Source organism: Cohnella ginsengisoli (assembly GCF_029525555.1).
Taxonomy (GTDB): Bacteria; Bacillota; Bacilli; order Paenibacillales; family Paenibacillaceae; genus Cohnella; species Cohnella ginsengisoli.
This window is the reverse complement of record NZ_JAPDHZ010000004.1, coordinates 931,779-949,635: the sequence shown is the minus strand read 5'-3', so window position 1 is coordinate 949,635 and position 17,857 is coordinate 931,779. Positions and strand designations below refer to the sequence as shown.

The 17,857-nt window shown below is 56.4% G+C and carries 15 protein-coding genes and 5 pseudogenes; 3 read left to right on the top strand and 17 right to left on the bottom strand.

Annotated features, from left to right (window positions below):
• Window positions 1–93 precede the first annotated feature (93 nt).
• The 3 genes and pseudogenes from OMP38_RS25610 to OMP38_RS25600 all read right to left on the bottom strand — a co-directional run bounded on the left by OMP38_RS25610 (window position 94) and on the right by OMP38_RS25600 (window position 2,772).
• Window positions 94–751 (bottom strand): annotated as a pseudogene (locus OMP38_RS25610) (L,D-transpeptidase family protein).
• A gap of 273 nt (window positions 752–1,024) precedes the next feature.
• Window positions 1,025–1,468 (bottom strand): cell wall hydrolase, encoded by a 444-nt coding sequence (locus OMP38_RS25605; protein WP_277567547.1) that lies wholly within the window; start codon window positions 1,466–1,468, stop codon window positions 1,025–1,027.
• A gap of 323 nt (window positions 1,469–1,791) precedes the next feature.
• Window positions 1,792–2,772: an AraC family transcriptional regulator gene (locus OMP38_RS25600; RefSeq protein ID WP_277567546.1), complete on the bottom strand. Its 981-nt coding sequence runs from the start codon at window positions 2,770–2,772 to the stop codon at window positions 1,792–1,794.
• 179 nt (window positions 2,773–2,951) lie between these two features.
• Between OMP38_RS25600 and OMP38_RS25595 the strand changes: the two genes are divergently transcribed.
• Window positions 2,952–3,938, top strand: coding sequence for an aldo/keto reductase (locus OMP38_RS25595; protein WP_277567545.1), 987 nt, complete (start codon window positions 2,952–2,954; stop codon window positions 3,936–3,938).
• A gap of 98 nt (window positions 3,939–4,036) precedes the next feature.
• Here the strand turns inward: OMP38_RS25595 and OMP38_RS25590 are convergent, their stop codons facing one another.
• The 5 genes from OMP38_RS25590 to OMP38_RS25570 form a co-directional block, all read right to left on the bottom strand.
• Window positions 4,037–4,630, bottom strand: a complete 594-nt coding sequence (locus OMP38_RS25590; RefSeq protein ID WP_277567544.1) for a hypothetical protein — start codon at window positions 4,628–4,630, stop codon at window positions 4,037–4,039.
• Window positions 4,631–4,710: 80 nt separating this feature from the next.
• Entirely contained in the window at window positions 4,711–5,202 is a 492-nt protein-coding gene (locus OMP38_RS25585) for a GNAT family N-acetyltransferase (protein WP_277567661.1), read from the bottom strand.
• A gap of 182 nt (window positions 5,203–5,384) precedes the next feature.
• Window positions 5,385–5,846: a hypothetical protein gene (locus tag OMP38_RS25580; RefSeq protein ID WP_277567543.1), complete on the bottom strand. Its 462-nt coding sequence runs from the start codon at window positions 5,844–5,846 to the stop codon at window positions 5,385–5,387.
• Window positions 5,812–7,242, bottom strand: a complete 1,431-nt coding sequence (locus tag OMP38_RS25575; protein ID WP_277567542.1) for a hypothetical protein — start codon at window positions 7,240–7,242, stop codon at window positions 5,812–5,814. The genes OMP38_RS25580 and OMP38_RS25575 overlap by 35 nt, the downstream gene beginning before the upstream one ends.
• A 223-nt stretch (window positions 7,243–7,465) precedes the next feature.
• On the bottom strand, window positions 7,466–7,831 hold the full coding sequence (locus OMP38_RS25570) for an ArsR/SmtB family transcription factor (RefSeq protein WP_277567541.1): 366 nt from the start codon (window positions 7,829–7,831) through the stop codon (window positions 7,466–7,468).
• 166 nt (window positions 7,832–7,997) lie between these two features.
• Here OMP38_RS25570 and OMP38_RS25565 point away from each other — a divergent pair, with 166 nt between their 5' ends.
• Both OMP38_RS25565 and chrA read left to right on the top strand, forming a co-directional pair.
• Window positions 7,998–8,213, top strand: a complete 216-nt coding sequence (locus OMP38_RS25565; protein ID WP_277567540.1) for a heavy-metal-associated domain-containing protein — start codon at window positions 7,998–8,000, stop codon at window positions 8,211–8,213.
• Window positions 8,214–8,307: 94 nt separating this feature from the next.
• A pseudogene (gene chrA / locus OMP38_RS25560) lies at window positions 8,308–9,515 on the top strand (chromate efflux transporter).
• 6 nt (window positions 9,516–9,521) lie between these two features.
• On the opposite strand, the gene OMP38_RS25555 reads toward chrA, so the two are convergent.
• The 9 genes and pseudogenes from OMP38_RS25555 to OMP38_RS25515 all read right to left on the bottom strand — a co-directional run bounded on the left by OMP38_RS25555 (window position 9,522) and on the right by OMP38_RS25515 (window position 17,851).
• Complete coding sequence (locus OMP38_RS25555; protein ID WP_277567539.1) at window positions 9,522–10,247, bottom strand: YheC/YheD family protein; 726 nt, start codon at window positions 10,245–10,247, stop codon at window positions 9,522–9,524.
• A gap of 103 nt (window positions 10,248–10,350) precedes the next feature.
• A complete protein-coding gene (locus OMP38_RS25550) occupies window positions 10,351–11,172 on the bottom strand; it encodes a hypothetical protein (RefSeq protein ID WP_277567538.1) in 822 nt (273 codons plus the stop codon).
• Window positions 11,173–11,183: 11 nt separating this feature from the next.
• Complete coding sequence (locus OMP38_RS25545) at window positions 11,184–11,672, bottom strand: anti-sigma factor family protein (RefSeq protein ID WP_277567537.1); 489 nt, start codon at window positions 11,670–11,672, stop codon at window positions 11,184–11,186.
• Window positions 11,672–12,107: pseudogene (locus tag OMP38_RS25540) on the bottom strand (RNA polymerase sigma factor). The gene OMP38_RS25545 and the pseudogene OMP38_RS25540 overlap by 1 nt, the downstream one beginning before the upstream one ends.
• Before the next feature lie 344 nt (window positions 12,108–12,451).
• Complete coding sequence (locus OMP38_RS25535) at window positions 12,452–14,527, bottom strand: efflux RND transporter permease subunit (RefSeq protein ID WP_277567536.1); 2,076 nt, start codon at window positions 14,525–14,527, stop codon at window positions 12,452–12,454.
• A gap of 103 nt (window positions 14,528–14,630) precedes the next feature.
• A pseudogene (locus tag OMP38_RS25530) lies at window positions 14,631–15,539 on the bottom strand (efflux RND transporter permease subunit); the annotation flags it as partial.
• 143 nt (window positions 15,540–15,682) lie between these two features.
• On the bottom strand, window positions 15,683–16,459 hold the full coding sequence (locus OMP38_RS25525; protein WP_277567535.1) for a 3-hydroxybutyrate dehydrogenase: 777 nt from the start codon (window positions 16,457–16,459) through the stop codon (window positions 15,683–15,685).
• Window positions 16,460–16,474: 15 nt separating this feature from the next.
• Complete coding sequence (locus OMP38_RS25520) at window positions 16,475–17,137, bottom strand: CoA transferase subunit B (RefSeq protein ID WP_277567534.1); 663 nt, start codon at window positions 17,135–17,137, stop codon at window positions 16,475–16,477.
• A pseudogene (locus OMP38_RS25515) lies at window positions 17,134–17,851 on the bottom strand (CoA transferase subunit A). Before OMP38_RS25515 ends, OMP38_RS25520 begins: the two are co-directional and overlap by 4 nt.
• Between the last annotated feature and the right edge of the window lie 6 nt (window positions 17,852–17,857).

Genomic DNA, 17,857 nt, shown 5'->3' with positions numbered 1-17,857 from the left:
TATGATATGTATGTGGAATGTTATTGTTCAAGTAGCCGCCGACCAATAAAAAAAAGCCCGCGATTTACGCGGGCTTTAATGGCACCTCGGTCGTTATTCCAATAAACCTAATTTTTCGTACACCGTCGGCGTGACGACGCCATTCGGGACGAGACCGTTTTGGCGCTGGAATTTTTTTTAGCGCGATTGTCGTGGAATACCTGAACCTGCCGTCACAGGGTCCGTTGAAATATCCTGCGCTTTGCAACCGGTTTTGAACGAGCTGAACGACAGCGCCGGCATCCCCCTCGCTTATCGATCTCAGCTCTTGATTCGCTTCGCCGAGCACATGGCCGAATATGGTTACTTTTGTCCCGACAGGAATGATCTCGTATAACTCTTCGACATCCCGATTTCGCATTCGAATACAGCCGTGGCTGGCATGTTGGCCGATGGAGAACGGCTTGTTGGTGCCGTGTATTCCGTATGCCCCCCAGGGCACGTTCAAGCCGATCCAACGCGACCCGAACGAAGGACCCCAATTTTTCCCCTTATAGGCGACGACGTACTCTCCTACCGGCGTTGGCGTAGAAGGATTGCCAACCGCAACCGGGAAGCTTTTGTATGGAATATGATCCATGAAAACCATTAACCGATGCCGCTGAGGGAACACCTCGATCGTAATAAGGCCGGTATCTTTGACGATCGGAATCGCCGGGTTCGCATGCGTATGTATCGGCGCTAAAGTCGGGAACAAAAAACAGAGGATCATGGTGCCCCAAAGCTTAAATCGATATCGGCTCATTTTCCATACCCCGTTTAATTTTCCCTTATCATGACCAGATGCGCGGATTTCATTCGAACAATTGAAGTATATAGCGAGCTGTCGATTGGTCCGCCGCGCAAACTGCGGAAAATCGGCTGGCCGCCAGGCACTTCGCATTCATGCGCATGCAGCACCCTCTAATCCGGTCCAGCCGATCCGCGAGCTCTTCATGAATCATGTCCCTACCCTGCATCAGGGGGGAATTTCGTTCATGACCTTTTAAAACGTGTTGTAAACATTTTCGCATTCTTCTACGGTCGGTTGATAAAAACAATGCTTCTTCCATCGTCCTACGAGCGGCTGATCATACCAAGTTGACGGACAGGGCCCGGGATTTTCGAACGAACCTGGGCGGAAATACCATAGCGAGAATTCGGCCGGCCAATTCCGCTCCCCGTTCACCGCACGTTGCGCCAGACGGCGTTCCCGATCTCTAGCGCTTTGATAGTACAAACCATGCTGCAACGCTTCGAACGCATGCGGTTGGTTGATCATTTGGGGAATGGTACGGATTCCTTTAAAGTCGGAACAGTTCGCTCGAATCCGGTTGATGCCCACGTTTCCAACGAGGAGCATGCCCATCTCGCCTTCGGTCTCGGCTTCTGCGCGAAGCAGCCTTGCCAACATGTCGATATCCTGTTGCCTGGCTTTTACGACTGCCATGAGCTCACCTCTTTAGCTTTCTAGGCTCATCATATTGGAGGCGGAGCGGATATGTGACTGTGCCGGCAGCGATATTCGATTGGCGCGCTTCGTCACGCGTCCAAGCATACGCCCATATACTGAGCATTACCGGGACGGCTTATCGCTCAAGTGCTTCGCGTACTGCAGCGGACGCTCGTTTAATTAATTAATGCAATTAAATAAACGGCCTTCAGGAATCGGCCGCTAATGCATTGAAATAGTCGATTACGCCTCCCATCTGGAATGAAGCACATGATGACAAAAGTACGGACGCTTATATCCTGGACTGCGATAAACAGGCGTCAGCCCGAGATCCCCTGCTCCGTTTCTTCCCGCAGCCTTTTAATATCGCTGATCGGCGGCAGGCCGAACAGTCTTGCGTATTCGCGGCTGAATTGCGACGGGCTCTCGTAGCCGACGCGGTAGGCGGCATCGGCGGCATCCACGGATTCGGACAAGAGCATCCGGCGCGCTTCTTGAAGTCGTATCCGTTTCTGGTACTGCAGCGGGCTGAGCGCCGTCAATTCCTTAAAGTAGCGGTGCAGAGACGACGGCCCCATGTGGGCCATCCTCGCCAGCTCGCCGATATGAAGCGGCTGGGCATAGTCCTGCTTGATGCGGGCGATGACGCCTGCGATGCGGCTCGTGCCGCTTCCTGCCAAGGCAATCTGCCTAAACGCGCCCCCTTGGCTTCCGTTTAATAATCGGAAGTACATTTCGCGGATGACGAGCGGCGCCAAATAAGAAATTTCGCGCGGCGAATCCAGCAATCGAACGAGCCGGACCGCAGCGTCCAGCAGCGCGGGACTTGTCCGTTCGACGAACGCGCCCCGCTTCGATTCCCTTGCGTCCTCTCCCTCCAGCTCCGCGCCTTTCATCACTTCGAGCACTTGGGCCGGATCCAGTCCAAGCCGCAGACAGAGGTATGGCGACTCTGGGGAAGCCTGCAGCAGCCGCGAGGTGACCGGCAGGTCGACCGATACGACAAAGTGCGCAGAAGGTCCGTAAGTGTAGCTGTCGCCGCCAAGCATGACGACCTTCGTGCCTCTGGCGACGATTACGACGGCAGGCTCGTAAATCGTGTGGACCGGCATCGTCGCCTTCGAGCTTCGAATCAAATGAAGCGAGGGGACGGCCGTTTGGAAAACGCCGTCTTTGCCCGTATGTTTTTCGATCAGACCGGCCAATTCGGCAAGCGTGTCGACGATCGGTCGATCGTATACCGGCGAAGGCGCGTCATGGTCGCCTTGAGACAGCGGAGCTGCGACCTGCGAATGCGGCATCCTTTTCCCTCCATGGCTTATCTTTGGTTAAGGATAGTATATCACCGAACGATGGCGCCATCCGCCCGGTTGGAGGATTAGGCAACAAGTTGGTACGATCCGGCTACCCGATCCGGAGCCTATCGTCGCATAATAAGGGTGTAGCTGAACGAGCTTTAACAGGAGAGGCGGTATGGCGGATGAAAAGAAGAAGATTGGGAAAGAGCGGCCTTGAAGTATCGTCGCTCGGACTTGGATGCATGGGCATGTCCGACTTCTACGGCGGCAGGGACGATGCGGAGTCCCTGCGCACGATCGACCGCGCGCTGGAGCTCGGCATCGACCTGCTGGATACGGCGGATATGTACGGCGTAGGCAAAAATGAAGAACTCGTCGGCAGAGCGCTCAAAGGACGCCGCGACAAAGTCGTGGTAGCGACCAAGTTCGGCAATATGCGAAGCGAAGACGGCAAGTACCTCGGCATCAATGGTCGCCCGGAATACGTCAGAGCCGCCTGCGAATCGAGTCTGCGCCGTCTCGGCGTCGACTATATCGATCTGTACTACCAGCATCGCGTCGATCCGAATACGCCGATCGAAGAGACGATCGGCGCGATGGCCGAGCTGGTGCGCGAAGGCAAGGTTCGTTATCTCGGCATGTCCGAGGCGGCGCCGGCCACGCTACGCCGTGCGGCCGCCGTGCATCCGATCGCTGCGCTTCAGACGGAGTATTCGCTATGGAGCCGCGACGTCGAGGACGGCATCCTGGCCGCGTGCCGGGAGCTCGGCATCGGCTTCGTGCCCTACAGCCCGCTTGGCCGCGGCTTTCTGACCGGACAAATTCGCAAATTCGAGGATCTGGCGGAGGACGATTACCGCCGCTTCTCTCCTCGCTTTCAGGGCGACAACTTCCAGCGCAATCTGGATCTCGTCGATCGGGTCGCCGAGCTCGCCGCGGAAAAAGGCTGCGAGCCGTCCCAGCTGGCGCTGGCCTGGCTGCTTGCGCAAGGCGACGACATCGTGCCGATTCCCGGCACGAAGCGGATCGAATATCTGGAAGAGAACGCGGGCGCGCTTGAGGTCGAGCTGACCTACGCGGATCTTGCGCGGATCGACGATGCCGCGCCGCGCGGCGCGACCTTCGGCATGCGATATCCGGAAGCTTCGATGAGCAGCGTCAACCTATAGAATGCGACGCAGGCCAATGAAAAACGCTTTGTTCGGCATTTGCCCGAACAAAGCGTTTTTTGCATAAAGCCCTTCTTTACGATAAGGAAGACTTCCGTTCAACGAATTCTATGAGCCCCCCAGAATACGCAGATGCTTAATCCCGCGACGATGGCCGAGCCTCCTGCATGAATGAACGCGGCTGCGCCAAAAGCGGTTGCCAGGCCAAAATGGATTTTGCGCGTATATTTGCTCTTCAGCCGTCTGATCAAGTAGCCGTAAACCGCTAAGGACAGCAACAAAACAAATGCCGCTAATCCTGTATACGTATCGTCCTTAAGGACTGATTGCGTCAGAAAATATATGCCGTGAGCGGCAATGAGGATCAGTGCCGCATAAGCGGCCGGTTGGTGAAGCCGGTTGAACAGAGGCACGAGCTTCTTCACCAACGACGATGGCGATTTGCGTTTCTTTTTCAGTCGCAGCCATGCATAGCTGACGGCCGCGCACCATACGGCGATCGTACCCAGCGTCTTGAAAATGCCCTCGCTTCCGTGCTCTCCGCCACTCGCGCGGGAAGGAAGCTTGCCTGGGACCGGTCCGCCGTGCCCGATTCCTTGATGGGCAACTCCGAAAAAGGCGTATAAAATCAATGCTAGACCGGCTAGAAGCGCGATGGCCGCAGGTATGAATAGCTTTCGGTTATGCTTCATGCCGCAGCCTTCTTTCGGGATCGAATTTTATTGCAGACTCCAGCATACGCGTTCATTCTTAAAATTCGTCATGAATTTTATTAATAAATGATTAACTTAACCAAGTCGTACCAGACGCCGCCGCCATGCTGCGATTCGGATCTGCCGCGATTCACGAACCCCTGCTTCTCGTAAAAGGCTGCCAACTCTTCTTTGCACGTAAGCGTGATGCCTTCCCTTTCATTTTGTTGCGCCAGCTCCTCCCACTTCTTCATTAAAAGCTTCGCGATTCCCCGGCCTCTGACTTTCTTGGACACGGCCAGACCGAGTATGCTTTGGTAGCCGCCGTTCTTCGGGTTTGTCTTGATTTCTTTGAATAGATCGTCCGTTATGTACGGCGTCCCAATGACCGGACCGTTGATATAGCCGAGTATTTCTCCTTCTCGTTCCGCCACGATAAACGTATCGGGGATCAGCCGGATTCTCTCCGCAAAGGCTTCTTTTGAGGCCGCCTCCGCTTGCGAAAATCCTTCATTTTCAATCCGCGCGAGTTGTTCTAAATCTGTGGCGGTTGCGTTTCGCAACGTGATCATTCGAATCGTCCTCGTTTCCTGAATCATTTCGATCGGTTGATGAATCTCGATCCCATCCGCGGCCTTTACGCCTTGAACGTCCGGCCCGGCGACCTTTAGCGGATCGCCGGGCTGAACCGCAACGATGTCATCGTCCAGTTCAAACGCCCCGATGAACCTCAATCATCCGCCATGCTTCTGCCTTAGTTCGGTTGGGAAAGCGGGTTGCTCGGATTGTCGACGATGACGCCGATCTCGCAAAAGTCGATGCTGCCGCCCGAGGCTTCAAGCTCTACCCGCAAATGATAAAAGCCGTTGTGGAAAGAAAGCGTATCGAGATAGAGCGGCTTGGGTATTTTATCGCCTTCGTAAAGGATCTTGCTGCCGAATCGGAAGGTGAACCGCTTGATCGATTCCCCGGCCGGCACGCCGGCTTCCACGTCGATCTTGAGCACATGATTCACCTTCTGACGGTCCCTAATCCCCCGCATATTCACGGCAGCCTTGGGAGCCGGCGCCACATAGACGCCGTCGATCCACAGCTGTCCGTTTTTGCGTTCCTGGCGTCCTCCCGCGGGAACGACGACCAGGATGACCGCGTCCTCGGCCGGCACGGAGAACGTCGCCGTGCTAGTCGCCGCCTTCGCCAGGAATCGTCCGCTCACCGTGTCGTAGAGGTCGACCGAATTCTGGCCGAGCCCATTGATCTCGACCTTCTGTTCCGAGCCGAACGGATTGTAGTACAAGTAAGTCGGATATGCCTTTTTTATGATAATAGTCCGTTTTCAGGCAATCGATCTTCAAAATCCCTTCGACGTTCGTCTTCTCGATCAGCGCGCCCATGAACCCGACATGGCTGCCGCTGTAGATCGAAAAGTCGAGCGGCCCCCACCCGATGACGGTAGCGTCGCCGCTGGCATAAGGCGTCTTTCCCTCATATTCTTTGCGCATGCCTTCGTAGGGAAGCACATGCTCCGGATCGCCGTCCCAGTCCGCACCGGACTGCTTGTCCGCCGGGAGGCCGTCCCCATAGAACAAGCGGGACTGGTTGGCGACGTTCAGCATCCACTTGCCGATCGTGCGCGCATAGCGCGAATCGTATCGCAGGAAGGGCGCCAGCGTGCCGAACAGGAAAAATCCGTTCATGACGAAAATATAGCCGCCGAAATCCTTCAGATTGCCGACCAGGCCGTGCATGTCGTAATTTCCCCAGCGTTCCGTGCACATGCCCCACTCCGGACGCGTCTCCACGCCGCCGTCGAAAATCCAATTGATGTATTTGGTGACGTCGTGGCTTGTCCCGTGTTCGACTTCCATGCGGGCGGCGAGATAAGGCGAATAGTACATGAGAAGCTCGTAGTAAGGACTGTCCTCTTGATCGTCGAGGAAGTCCAAACATGCGTCTGCCGTATCCAGATACACTTGGTCGCTGAAACGGAGATAAGCAAGAAACATCAGCATGGCTACCCCGGAAGCGGCATCCGGCTCCTTCCATTTGCCGTTGTCGACGGGCTCCATGTTTTTGAAGTCGAACGAGGTGTAGTTGAAATTGAGCCGCTCGTCTTTGTCCGTCATGATCTTCACCGCTTCGACCCAACGGTCTGCCGACGATCGCACCAGCGCCTCCATCTCCGGTTCGTTCGGATAAAAGTAGGACAGGATGGCGTACAAAATATTGGCCTGGATCTCATACCAGAACGAATCGCCGCTCGGGATGGACGGGTACCAGACGAATACGCCTTCCTCTTTACGGAAAAAGGTTTGCAGCATCTTCACGTAGTTGGTGCCTTCCTGATCGCTCTTGTCGATGCCGACCAGCGTGGCGCCGAGCACGGCCGCCATGACCGTGATCGCTTCCTGCGATCCGTTGCTGCCTTGCTCCGATTTGCCGACGTAGGACATGAGGCCGAATGTATCTTCGTCCATATTATAATGCGTTTTGTCCCTCCAGATGACGGGGAGATATTCGCCTTTGCGGTTGAAGTCGAACACGAACCGGTCGAACGCTTTCGCCCGTTCCCTCCAGTCCCGGATTTCAAACGGATTGGGAACCGTCGGCATGGATTGAACCAGATGGAGATTTTTCTGAGGTGCAGGCGTAGCGGTTTCAATTTGCGCTTTTTTTTGGCGCTGGCAGTTGGGTAGCCATCCTAGTTCGCCTCCTGAGGAAAGTGGTTTCCGCAAGAAACTATTACCCCGAAGATTCGATAGGTACAACGAAAAAGGCAGCCTAAGATTGGGAAGCTGCCGTCGCATGTTTTTTGAAAGGCCCAAGTCATTCCCCCTACTTATGCTTCAAATGCTCTAACGTCACCTGAATGATCTCTTCGATATGCGAATCGTCTAAGGCGTAATAAACGGTTTTTCCGACCTTTCGTCGTTTGACCATTCGCATATTCCTTAGATATCTCAGCTGATGCGACACGGCGGACTGTCCCATCTCCAGCAGCTTCGACAAATCGTGCACGCATAGCTCGCGTCTCATCAGCGCGCTTATGATTTTAACCCGGGTCGGATCGCTGAGCACTTTGAACCATTCCGCAATATCATGAATGAGCGGCTCGTCGATCATTTCCGCTTTGATTCGGACCAGGTCGGCTTCCGAACCGCCGCAGGTCACTTCGCAGTCTTCCGCGATCGGCTGCTGCATCCAAGGCACCTCTTTTCATCCTTAAGCGATGATTTATTATAACAGACAGCGATTTAATTAGAAAAGATTACGGTTAACGTGCCAGGCCGCCGCGCATTGACATCTCAAACCCTTAGAAATATCATATGAGCATATACTCATTTGTAACATTTAGGAATGGAGCGGGATGACGATGACATTGGAGCTTCGGGTGGATGGATTGTCCTGTCCGAACTGCGCGAATGAGCTCGAGCTGGAGATCAGACGCCTCGAACACGGGCAGTCGGCGAAATTGAGCTATAATACCGGCAAATTGACCGTCGATGAGAAGGTCGATCTGGATAAGGTCAAACGGATCTTGCGTTCGGACGGAGCGACACCCCGCCAACTATATCGTCTATAGACGGAAATCGCTGTCATGATGGACAATAGATTTGATGCGAATAAGCGATGCAATGGTTGCAGCATGAATCAGGTTGGAGGAGGAATGACGGCAAGTGAACACGGATGAATTCGCGTCGTCGAAGGATTCGAAGTCGAAACGGCGGGCGCTGCGCGAAGTTCTCGTCGTATCGACGAAGCTCGGACTTACTTCATTTGGAGGGCCGGTCGCCCACCTCGGTTATTTTCACAACGAATATGTACGCAAGCGCCGATGGCTGGACGAGAGAAGCTACGCGGACCTGGTCGCGCTCTGTCAGTTTTTGCCCGGTCCCGCCAGCAGCCAGGTCGGCATCGGCATCGGCGTCATTCGCGCAGGTCTGTTAGGAGGGTTCGCGGCTTGGTGCGGTTTTACGCTTCCTTCCGTGGTCGCTTTGATCGCATTCGCGCTCGTATTGAAAGGCATGGATATCAGCCAAGCGGGATGGATTCATGGTCTCAAGATCGTCGCAGTCGCCATCGTCGCGCAAGCCGTCCTTGGCATGGGCCAGAAATTGACGCCGGACAAAAAAAAGGGCCACCCTTGCCGTTCTCGCGGCATCGGCAGCGTTATTATGGCAGTCCGTCGCGAGCCAAGTGCTCATCATTGCGGCCGCCGCGCTTGCAGGTTTATGGATGTACAGAAAAAAAGGCCGCCGCGGAAGCGCCGGTACTTGACATCCCGATTCGCCGCGGCGTCGCTTATTTTTGTTTGATTTTATTTTTCGCTCTTTTGATCGTTTTGCCGCTGCTGCAAAGGCTCTATCCTTCGGGCGGGCTTGCCTTATTCGATAGCTTTTATCGGTCAGGCTCCCTTGTGTTCGGCGGCGGACACGTCGTCTTGCCTTTGTTGGAGCACGAGGTCGTTCCCTCCGGCTGGGTGGGCAAAGAAGACTTTCTGGCAGGCTATGGCGCCGCGCAAGCCGTTCCGGGCCCGCTGTTTACGTTCGCTTCGTACCTGGGCGCGATGGCGAAGGGCGCATGGGGAGCGATGATCGCTACCTTCGCCATCTTTTTGCCGGCCTTCCTGCTCGTCGTCGGCACGCTGCCCTTCTGGACTTCGCTTCGAAAAAGCGCATGGGTTCAAGGGGCGCTGGTCGGTATTAACGCGGCGGTCGTCGGCATTTTGCTGGCCGCGCTTTATAACCCGCTTTGGACGACTGCGATTATGGGTCCGCGCGATTTCGCGCTCGCAACCCTCTTGTTCGTGCTGCTCGTTTTCTGGAAGGCGCCGCCCTGGATGGTAGTCGCGATCGGCGCCGCCGGCGGGATTCTGATTCATTGAAGTTCGTTAATAAGCCGACTGATACCGACGAATCTTTTTGAAGATCGACCGATCCGGATGTTTACGGAAAATATGAGGGTCAGGCTTTGTATTAACCTCGAGGATCCACGGCTTCAGCGTTTTGTCCATCGCGATATCAAGCCCGATCTCCGCTATGCCGGGAAATGATTTTCTGAGCGAGCGACCGGTCTGAACGCCAAGCCGAGCCAGCGCCCCCAGTTTGGCGTTCAAATTCGCTACGTGCGGCCGCAGCAGCGTTTCCGCTGTATATATAGTGCCGCCGTTGTGATAGTTGGTGACGATTTTGCCCTTGGCGGCCGCCCTGCCGATGATCCCGGTCGTTTCCCACCGCTTGCTCGGCGAATACTGGGACATGACGCGCAGATCGAAGCGGTTGCCCCGGTATCGTAGCAGATGTATCCCTCTTTGAACCAGATACGTCTTTCCTCGCGTTAACCGGCGCAATGCTCCGTACAAGGCTTCATACCGGCGATATTGGACGATTTTGCGGCCTGATTGGTAGCGGTAGCCTTCTCCGGTCTTTTCAACGCGCATTACGCCATTGCCGAAGGAGCCGCGATCGGGTTTCACATAAACCATCCCGTAGCGATCAAGCAGCCGCTTCAAGCTTTCGGCCGTCATTTTCGAGGTGGCCGGCAAAAATCGCGCTACTTTCGGATTGCGCCTCAGCGCCATCGTTTTCGCCCACTTGCTGGTTATGCGTCTTACCATCGCTAGCATCCCCTCCGTTTAAACTGGTGTCCTCTCTATCCTATTCGGCTGCCGGTTAGCCGTGTTGGCCTGATATACCGGTAAGCTGTGGATCTTCGGGCGCCTAGCGGCGGCGAAGCTTCGATACCGTCCAGGACATCGCGATACCTAGCGAGTACGTCAGCAGCGCCAGGAAGAGGCAGCCGCCGACGAAAGGAACGTTCATCGCGGAGACGATCATAATCGCGCCGGCCCCCGCGCGCATCCACTCCGGCTTGTCTGCCGTCCCGCGTATCTGATCCCCGAGCGTTTGGCTGACAATCGTCAGTCCGATCGATAACGCCGCCAAGGCAAGCAGGACGACGAGCAGGATAAAGGGAATGCCGACGATCGACAGCAGCAGCAAGACGCTGACGGCAGCGAGCATGAGGCCCGTGAAAAAACCGGCGGCGAACAATTTGCCCCGCGGCGTATGGCGGTACCGGTCGAGAAAAGCGTCGGCTTTCCGTTTCCCGATCAGAACGATCAGCACTGGCAGGATAAGCATGAGCAGGCTCGCCGCAAGTTTAACCGCGCCGTACCCGATCATCAGCCCGGAGCCTAAGACAAGGCTATTCACCGTCGCGCTGTCGAACGAGACGTTCACCACGTCGTTCGTGACATCCGCCCCGTCCTCTAGGATCAAGTCACCGCCGATGATGACGACCGCACCCTTGATATGGGCGGATGAGCGTACGCGTACGTCGCCGCCCACGATCACGACGGTATTGGTCACGGTGCCGGCGATGGAAGCGTCTCCGCCGATGACGACGACATCCTCCACCGTCTGCGTGGCGGAGACCGTCGTATTCTGATGCTCGTACAAGCTGGCCGCTTCCGTCGCCTTGGGGAACGACGCGAAGCACAGCAACATGAGAATCGCAAGCGTTCGTATGAGCTTCAGCATGGTTCTCCCCTTCATGGCGCGGTGCTTCGAAGAATGCGCCGCAGCGATAGGCCCGACAAGACGAAGATCGCTGCGCACAGCGGCAGGACGGCTCCCCATACCGCCGGTATCGAGGAAGCGACGTTGGATAAGACATAAGCGGCCGTCAACGAAAATTGCAGGGCGATCGAGAACAGTTTGAAAAAAGTAGCTCCATACATGACGATCAACACGATTAAAGCTGCCAGCGCGACGAGCGATACGGCGGTCAATCCGGTTGACGTACCGGCCGACTTCGCTAGCCGGCCGTCCAAAGCCGACAGCACCTTGAACTCCAAATCAGGCGGAGCTGTCAGCTGGCTATAAAAACCTGCGATCTCGCTTCGCATATCAATGAGTTCGTCGACCAGGCTTGCGCAAGACGCGCAATGAAGCAAATGCGCTTCGATCCGACGCCGCTCCTCCGCTTCCAGCTCTTGATCTACATAAGCCGACAACGACTCGGTCGGATGCTCGTTCATCAGGGCTCACCTCTTTTCATCACTTGGCGGAGCGCGAGTCTCGCTGCGTTCAGACGGGACTTCACGGTCCCGATGGGGATATCCAGCATTTGCGCGATCTCTTCATAACGGTAACCTTGCGCATCATGGAGCAAGACGATCTGCCGATGATCGGGCGACAATTGCGCCATCGCTTCTTCGATCGACCATTTCAGCTGTTGGGCCCGATACTGCTCCCGAGCCTCCTTCTGCTCCATGCCTGCCAACGCCGAAGCCGACGCCGCGGACGTTTTTTCCCGGTTCCTTTTTTTTAAGACGATCCGCGCACAGATTGAATACGATCCGATTGAGCCAAGACGCGAAGGCGAATTCGCTCTCTAAGCGGGATAGCGATGCGTAGCATTTGACAAAGGCTTCCTGCGTAACGTCTTCTGCCTCCATTGTATCCCCTAGCATACCGTACGCATAGCGATAAACTTGATTTTTGAAGCGTCGCACGAGCGCGGCGAAAACGTCCGGGTCGCCTCGCTTGGCGTCCCGAATCAGACGGTGAAGTTCCTCATCCACACGAGATCAACGCCTCCCGAACTCGAATACGCTCGCAAACAGGGGTATCGCGGATTTCACGCGGTTTCTAAGCCGATCCCGGAAATCCTCCCCCGGTACAAGCATATACAACGAACTGTCGAAAGGGCAAGCATGCGGTTCCGTCGGAGTCGATATCGAACATGCCTGTCCCTGCCTTTCTATGAGCGTGGACGCAGCCTCGCCGAATGCGTAGAGGGGGGAATCGTTTTTTTTTAGATCTTAATCAGTGGCCGCTTCCGCTTGAATAAGCGTATTCGCTTTTTTTGCCCTGCATCCATTCGTACAAGATCGGAATGACCAGAAGACTGTTCAAGGTGGAGGTGATCATCCCCCCCGATCACGACGATGCCGAGCGTCTGGGAGACGACGGCGTCTCCGCTCTGCGTGACCGCCAGCGGGATCAAGGTCAGGACGGTCGTGCCGGCCGTCATCAAGATCGGACGAATCCGCGACAAGCTGCCATTCAAGACCGCATCCCGAACTGCCATGCCTTCTTTGCGGTTGCGCTCGATCTTGTCGATCAGCACGATGCCGTTGGTCACGACGATGCCGGTCAGCATGAGCACGCCGACGAGCGCGGGCAGATTCCATTCGCCGTGAATCAGATACAGCGCCAGTACGACGCCGCTAAGAGCGAGCGGGATGCTGACGAGGACGGCAAGCGGCGCTTTAAGGCCTTTGAATACGAAGCTGACGATGAGGAGAACAAGCAGGATCGATACGGATACGGCGATAATCATCTCTTCGATCATCTGGTTGACCTGCGTAGAAATGCCATTCATAGAGTAGATTACCCCCTGCGGCAGATCGGTATGCGCCAGCGTCTTGTTCACTTCCTTCGCGATCTTGCTCATAGGACTGCCTACGATCTCGGTCGTGACGACCGCGAAGGGCTTGCCGTCGAGCGCTTGAATCGTGGAAGGCCCGGTATCGGTCTTGATCGTGGCCAGCTGATCCAGCCGTACCGGATTCCCGTCCTTGCCCGCGAACGTCTCCGCAGCGAGCGCTTTAAGCACGTCGGCCGTGCTTTCGGAGCCTTTGGATGCGCCGGTCGCGATCGGATCGAGATAGACGTCGACCGGGATGGCGCCTTTGGACGAGGGAACGGTAAAGTCCTTGCCTTTGCTCCTATAGCGCCCCACGACCTGATTGATGTCGTCTGCGTTCACGCCGTATTTCTCGATTTGAGCAGCGTTCAAGGCGATCGCGTACTTGACGGCGCCATTGGACAGATCGGCCTTGCCGTCTACGCTCAGGCCGTCGATGGCGGCGAGCTTTTCCCGAATCGTCTGCGCGGCCTGATCGAGCGTCCGCTGATCGCCGCCGGTTAACGTAATTTTCATTTGCGCGTCGTCGCCTGCGATGTTTTGGTTCGAAACGGTGATGACCGCGCTGCCGGCGACCGGATCGAGCGTATGTTGAAGCGATTGGATATAGGCGTTCAGATGGCGTTTGTCATGCAGCGCAAGCGATAGATTGGCGACGTTCGGCTGCTGAATGAAGCCGCCGCCTTGGTCGAAGACGTCGTCCGCTTCCGGCGTGCCCGTGGACCCCAATTTGGCGGCGTAGGAAGCGACATTCGAATCTTGGCTCAGGACGGACTCCACCTTTTGTACCTCCGCGTCGACTTGCGGCAAGGTGCTGCCCTTCGGCAATTCCACCTTCACGGCGACCTGCCCGGTCGTCGCGCTCGGCAGCAGGCTGAACGGAAGCTGCGATCCACCAGCGGCTGCGAGGACCAGCAGCGCCAGCGTGATGCCTACCACCGTCTTTTTGCGTTTCATGGCACCCAAAATGACGGGCTTCATCAAGGGCTCTAGCGAGACGGACTTCGCTTCGATGCCTTTCCCGCCCATGAAGGCCAGCGCGGGAAGGACAAGCATCGCGACGAAGAAGGAGACCGCGATCGCAATGACGACCGACCAGGCGAAGCCCGAATACGAGGCGCCCACGATGCCGCCGACGAACGCGATCGGGATATAAACCGCGACCGTCGTAGCCGTTGAAGCAAAGATGGCGGGCAGCATCTCGACGACAGCGGAAGCGAGCGATTGAAGCGCCGGCCTTCCTTTGTGCTCCTGCGTTTTACGGTACATGTTGTCCAAAATAACGATGGCGTCGTCTACGATGCGTCCCATGGCCACGATAAGGCCGGAGACGGTCAAAATGTTGAGCGTGATGCCCATCGACCTCAGGATCGCCGTCGTCGCGAGCAACGAGATCGGCAAGGAAACCGCGATGACGAGCGTCGAACGGACGTTGCGGAAAAAGAAGAGCACGCACAGCATCGAAAACAAGCAGCCTAGCAGTCCTTCCCCGCAGCAGGCCCTTCAGCGAATCGTTCAAGTCATGGGCGCGGTCCAGCGTCAATTCGAGCGAAGCGTCGCCGCTCTTCAGGACCGGCAGGCTGACAACGCGTGCCTTCACCTGCTTGGCTACGTCGATGATGTTGGAGGACGGCGTCTTGATAACGTCGATCAGCACGCTTGCTTGACCGTTCGTCCGGGAGACGGTCTTCACGTCGGTGAGCGAATGGGAAATATCCGCGACAGCGGATAGCGGAACGGAAACCCCGTTCTTATTGTGAATGCGGAGGCTCGCGAACGCTTGATCGCTCAGGTCCCAGCTTTCGATCCTGACCGGGATCGCAGCCCGAACGTTGGCGATATTGCCTTCCGACCAATTCGGCAGTCCCTTCGATACCGAATCGTTGAAGTCGTCGATCGTCAGCCCGTTTTTGGCGAGGTCCTTCATGCGGACGTAGATGACATAACCCTCGTTCGCGGCGCCGGTCGTATTCACGGCCGCTACGCCAGGCACGGATTTTAAAGAATTGACGATGTCGGACTGAACGCTTGAACGCAGCGCGTTGTCGTCGATCTTGCCGCTTGCTGCCGTCAGGCTGTAGCTCAGGATCGGGAACGTGCTCGTCGTCAATCGGGATACCGTCGGCGCTTTGACGCCGTCCGGCAATACCGCCGAGGACAGCGCCTGTTTGGTGTCCGTCTCGGCTTTCTTCATATTGTAGTCCATCGGAAAATACAAGTTCATCAGCAAGCCGCCGTCGTAGGACGTCGTCTCGATATTCGATAAACCGTCGACGCCCTTTAACGCATCGTCGATCTTGGAGGTCATATCGGACTGAATTTGATTCGCTTGGTAGGAAGAGGCCCGCAAGGAGACCATCAACGTCGTATTGTTGATGCCCGGCATATAGTCCCGCTGCATATGGAACGCGGCCACGCCTCCCCAAGCGATGATCAGTACGACGATAACGAGGATGATGACCGACCTTTGCATGGCGGTTTGGAGGATTCGGTTCATGATAAAGCCCCTTTCGGTTGGATATCTCAAAGGACTTTATGTCGAACCGAATTGTTCGGGAGGTCGAAAAAAATTTAGAAATGGGGCTCCGCCACGGAATATCGCTCGTCGAGGTAAGATTATTGCGCCGTATATCCCCCGTCGATCAGCAGCGCTTGCCCCGTAATGCCTCTCGCGGCTTCGCCCGTCAGATACAGCGCGAGCTCCGCAATCTCGTTCACGTCGATCAGCCTCCGCTGCGGAACCAGCGGCAGAATCACCTTCTCCAACGCTTCCTCGTCCGTGACGCCGTGCAGCGCGGCGAGGTCCGCGAGCTGATTGCGAACCAGCGCCGTGTCCACGTATCCCGGGCACAGCGCGTTGACGGTGATGCCGTCCGTCGCCGTCTCGAGCGCCACCGCTTTGGTCAAGCCGATGACGCCGTGCTTGGCGCTATTATAGGCGGATTTGCCGGCAAATCCGACAACGCCGTTAATCGAAGCGATATTGACGATTCTGCCGAAGCTTCTTGCCCGCATGCCGGGGACGACATGTTTGATGAGCATAAAAGGCGCGGTAAGCATGATTCGGATCATCCGTTCGAACGTCTCCGTCGGGAAGGACTCGACCGGGGAGACGAACTGCATGCCCGCATTGTTGATCAGCACGTCGATGCCTCCCCACCGGTCTTCGGCGATTCGCACCGCTCCCGCGATCTCGTCCTCGCTGGTGACGTCCAAACGTGTGCCGTGAACGTCGAGCCCCGACTGCCTTAGCTCCTCTGCGGACCGAATCGCGGACGCCTCGTTCACGTCCGTCAGCAAGACGGTCGCGCCGGCTACCGCGAATCGCCGTCCGATCTCGAAGCCGATGCCCTGCGCCGCGCCCGTAATGAATACCACTCGGTTATTGGCCATCGCGCTTTCCTCCTCTTAATACGTATGGATAAGCAATCGCTCCGATATGCGAAGCCGAGCCCCGGTCGATGCCGCGATCTCTTCGGGCGAGAAGCCGTTCGCTGTCTCTGCCAGCAATAGTCCTTCGGGTGTGACGTCGATGACGGCCCGGTCGGTGATGATTCGGTGGACGACCGATTTGCCCGTCAGCGGCAGCGAGCATTTCTCGACGATTTTCGGATTGCCGTCCTTGCTCACGTGCTCCATAACGACCACGATCCGCTTGGCGCCGTGGACCAGGTCCATCGCGCCGCCCATGCCTTTGATCATCTTGCCCGGTATCGTCCAGTTGGCCAAGTCGCCCAAAGCAGATACCTCCATGCCCCCAAGAATGGCCAGGTCGATATGGCCGCCGCGGATCATCGCGAAGGAAGCGGCGCTGTCGAAATAAGCGGCGCCTGTCACGGCCGTAACGGTTTCTTTGCCTGCGTTGATCAAGTCGGGATCGACTTGCGAAGAGGCGGGATAAGGGCCGATGCCGAGCAAACCGTTTTCGGATTGCAGCCATACCCGCTTATCTTGCGGAATATAATTGGCCACCAACGTCGGCATGCCGATGCCCAAATTGACATAATAGCCGTCCGCGATCTCTTTCTCGGCTCTCAAGGCGATTCTCTCGCGCGCTGTCGCTGCTGTCATCGTATCGCACCTCCGATTTCGGCTGGACTCGCGACCGTCAGTTTCTCGATGCGTTTTTGCTGCTCGCCGACAACCAGCGAATGAACGAAAATACCAGGCGTATGGATCCGATCCGCATCGATCCTGCCGGCCTCGACCAGCCTTTCGGTCTCCGCGATCGTGATACTTCCCGCGGTCGCCATGATCGGATTAAAGTTTCTGGCTGTTTTGTTATAGACGAGATTCCCGTAGACGTCCGCTTCGCAAGCGCGTATCAGCGCGAAGTCCGCCGTCAGCGAAGTTTCGAGCACATACGTTTTGCCGCCGAACGCGCGGGACTCCTTCCCTTCCTCTAACGGCGTTCCTACGCCGGCCGGCGTATAAAAGGCGGGGATGCCGGCGCCGCCTGCCCTGATTTTCTCCGCCAGCGTGCCTTGCGGCAGCAGTTCGACTTCAATCTCGCCGGACAGCGCCTGACGTTCGAATTCCTTGTTTTCGCCTACATAGGAAGCGACGATCTTTTTTGATCTGTTTGTTGCGAAGCAGCAGTCCGAGTCCCCAGTCGTCGACGCCGCAGTTGTTGGAGATGACCGTCAGATCCTTTACGCAGGTCTTGGACAGCGCGACGATCAGGTTTTCCGGAATGCCCACGAGCCCGAAGCCGCCGACCATGATTGAAGCGCCGTCTTGAATGCTCGCAACCGCTTCAGCGAACGATGAATGAATGATTTTCAATGCAAC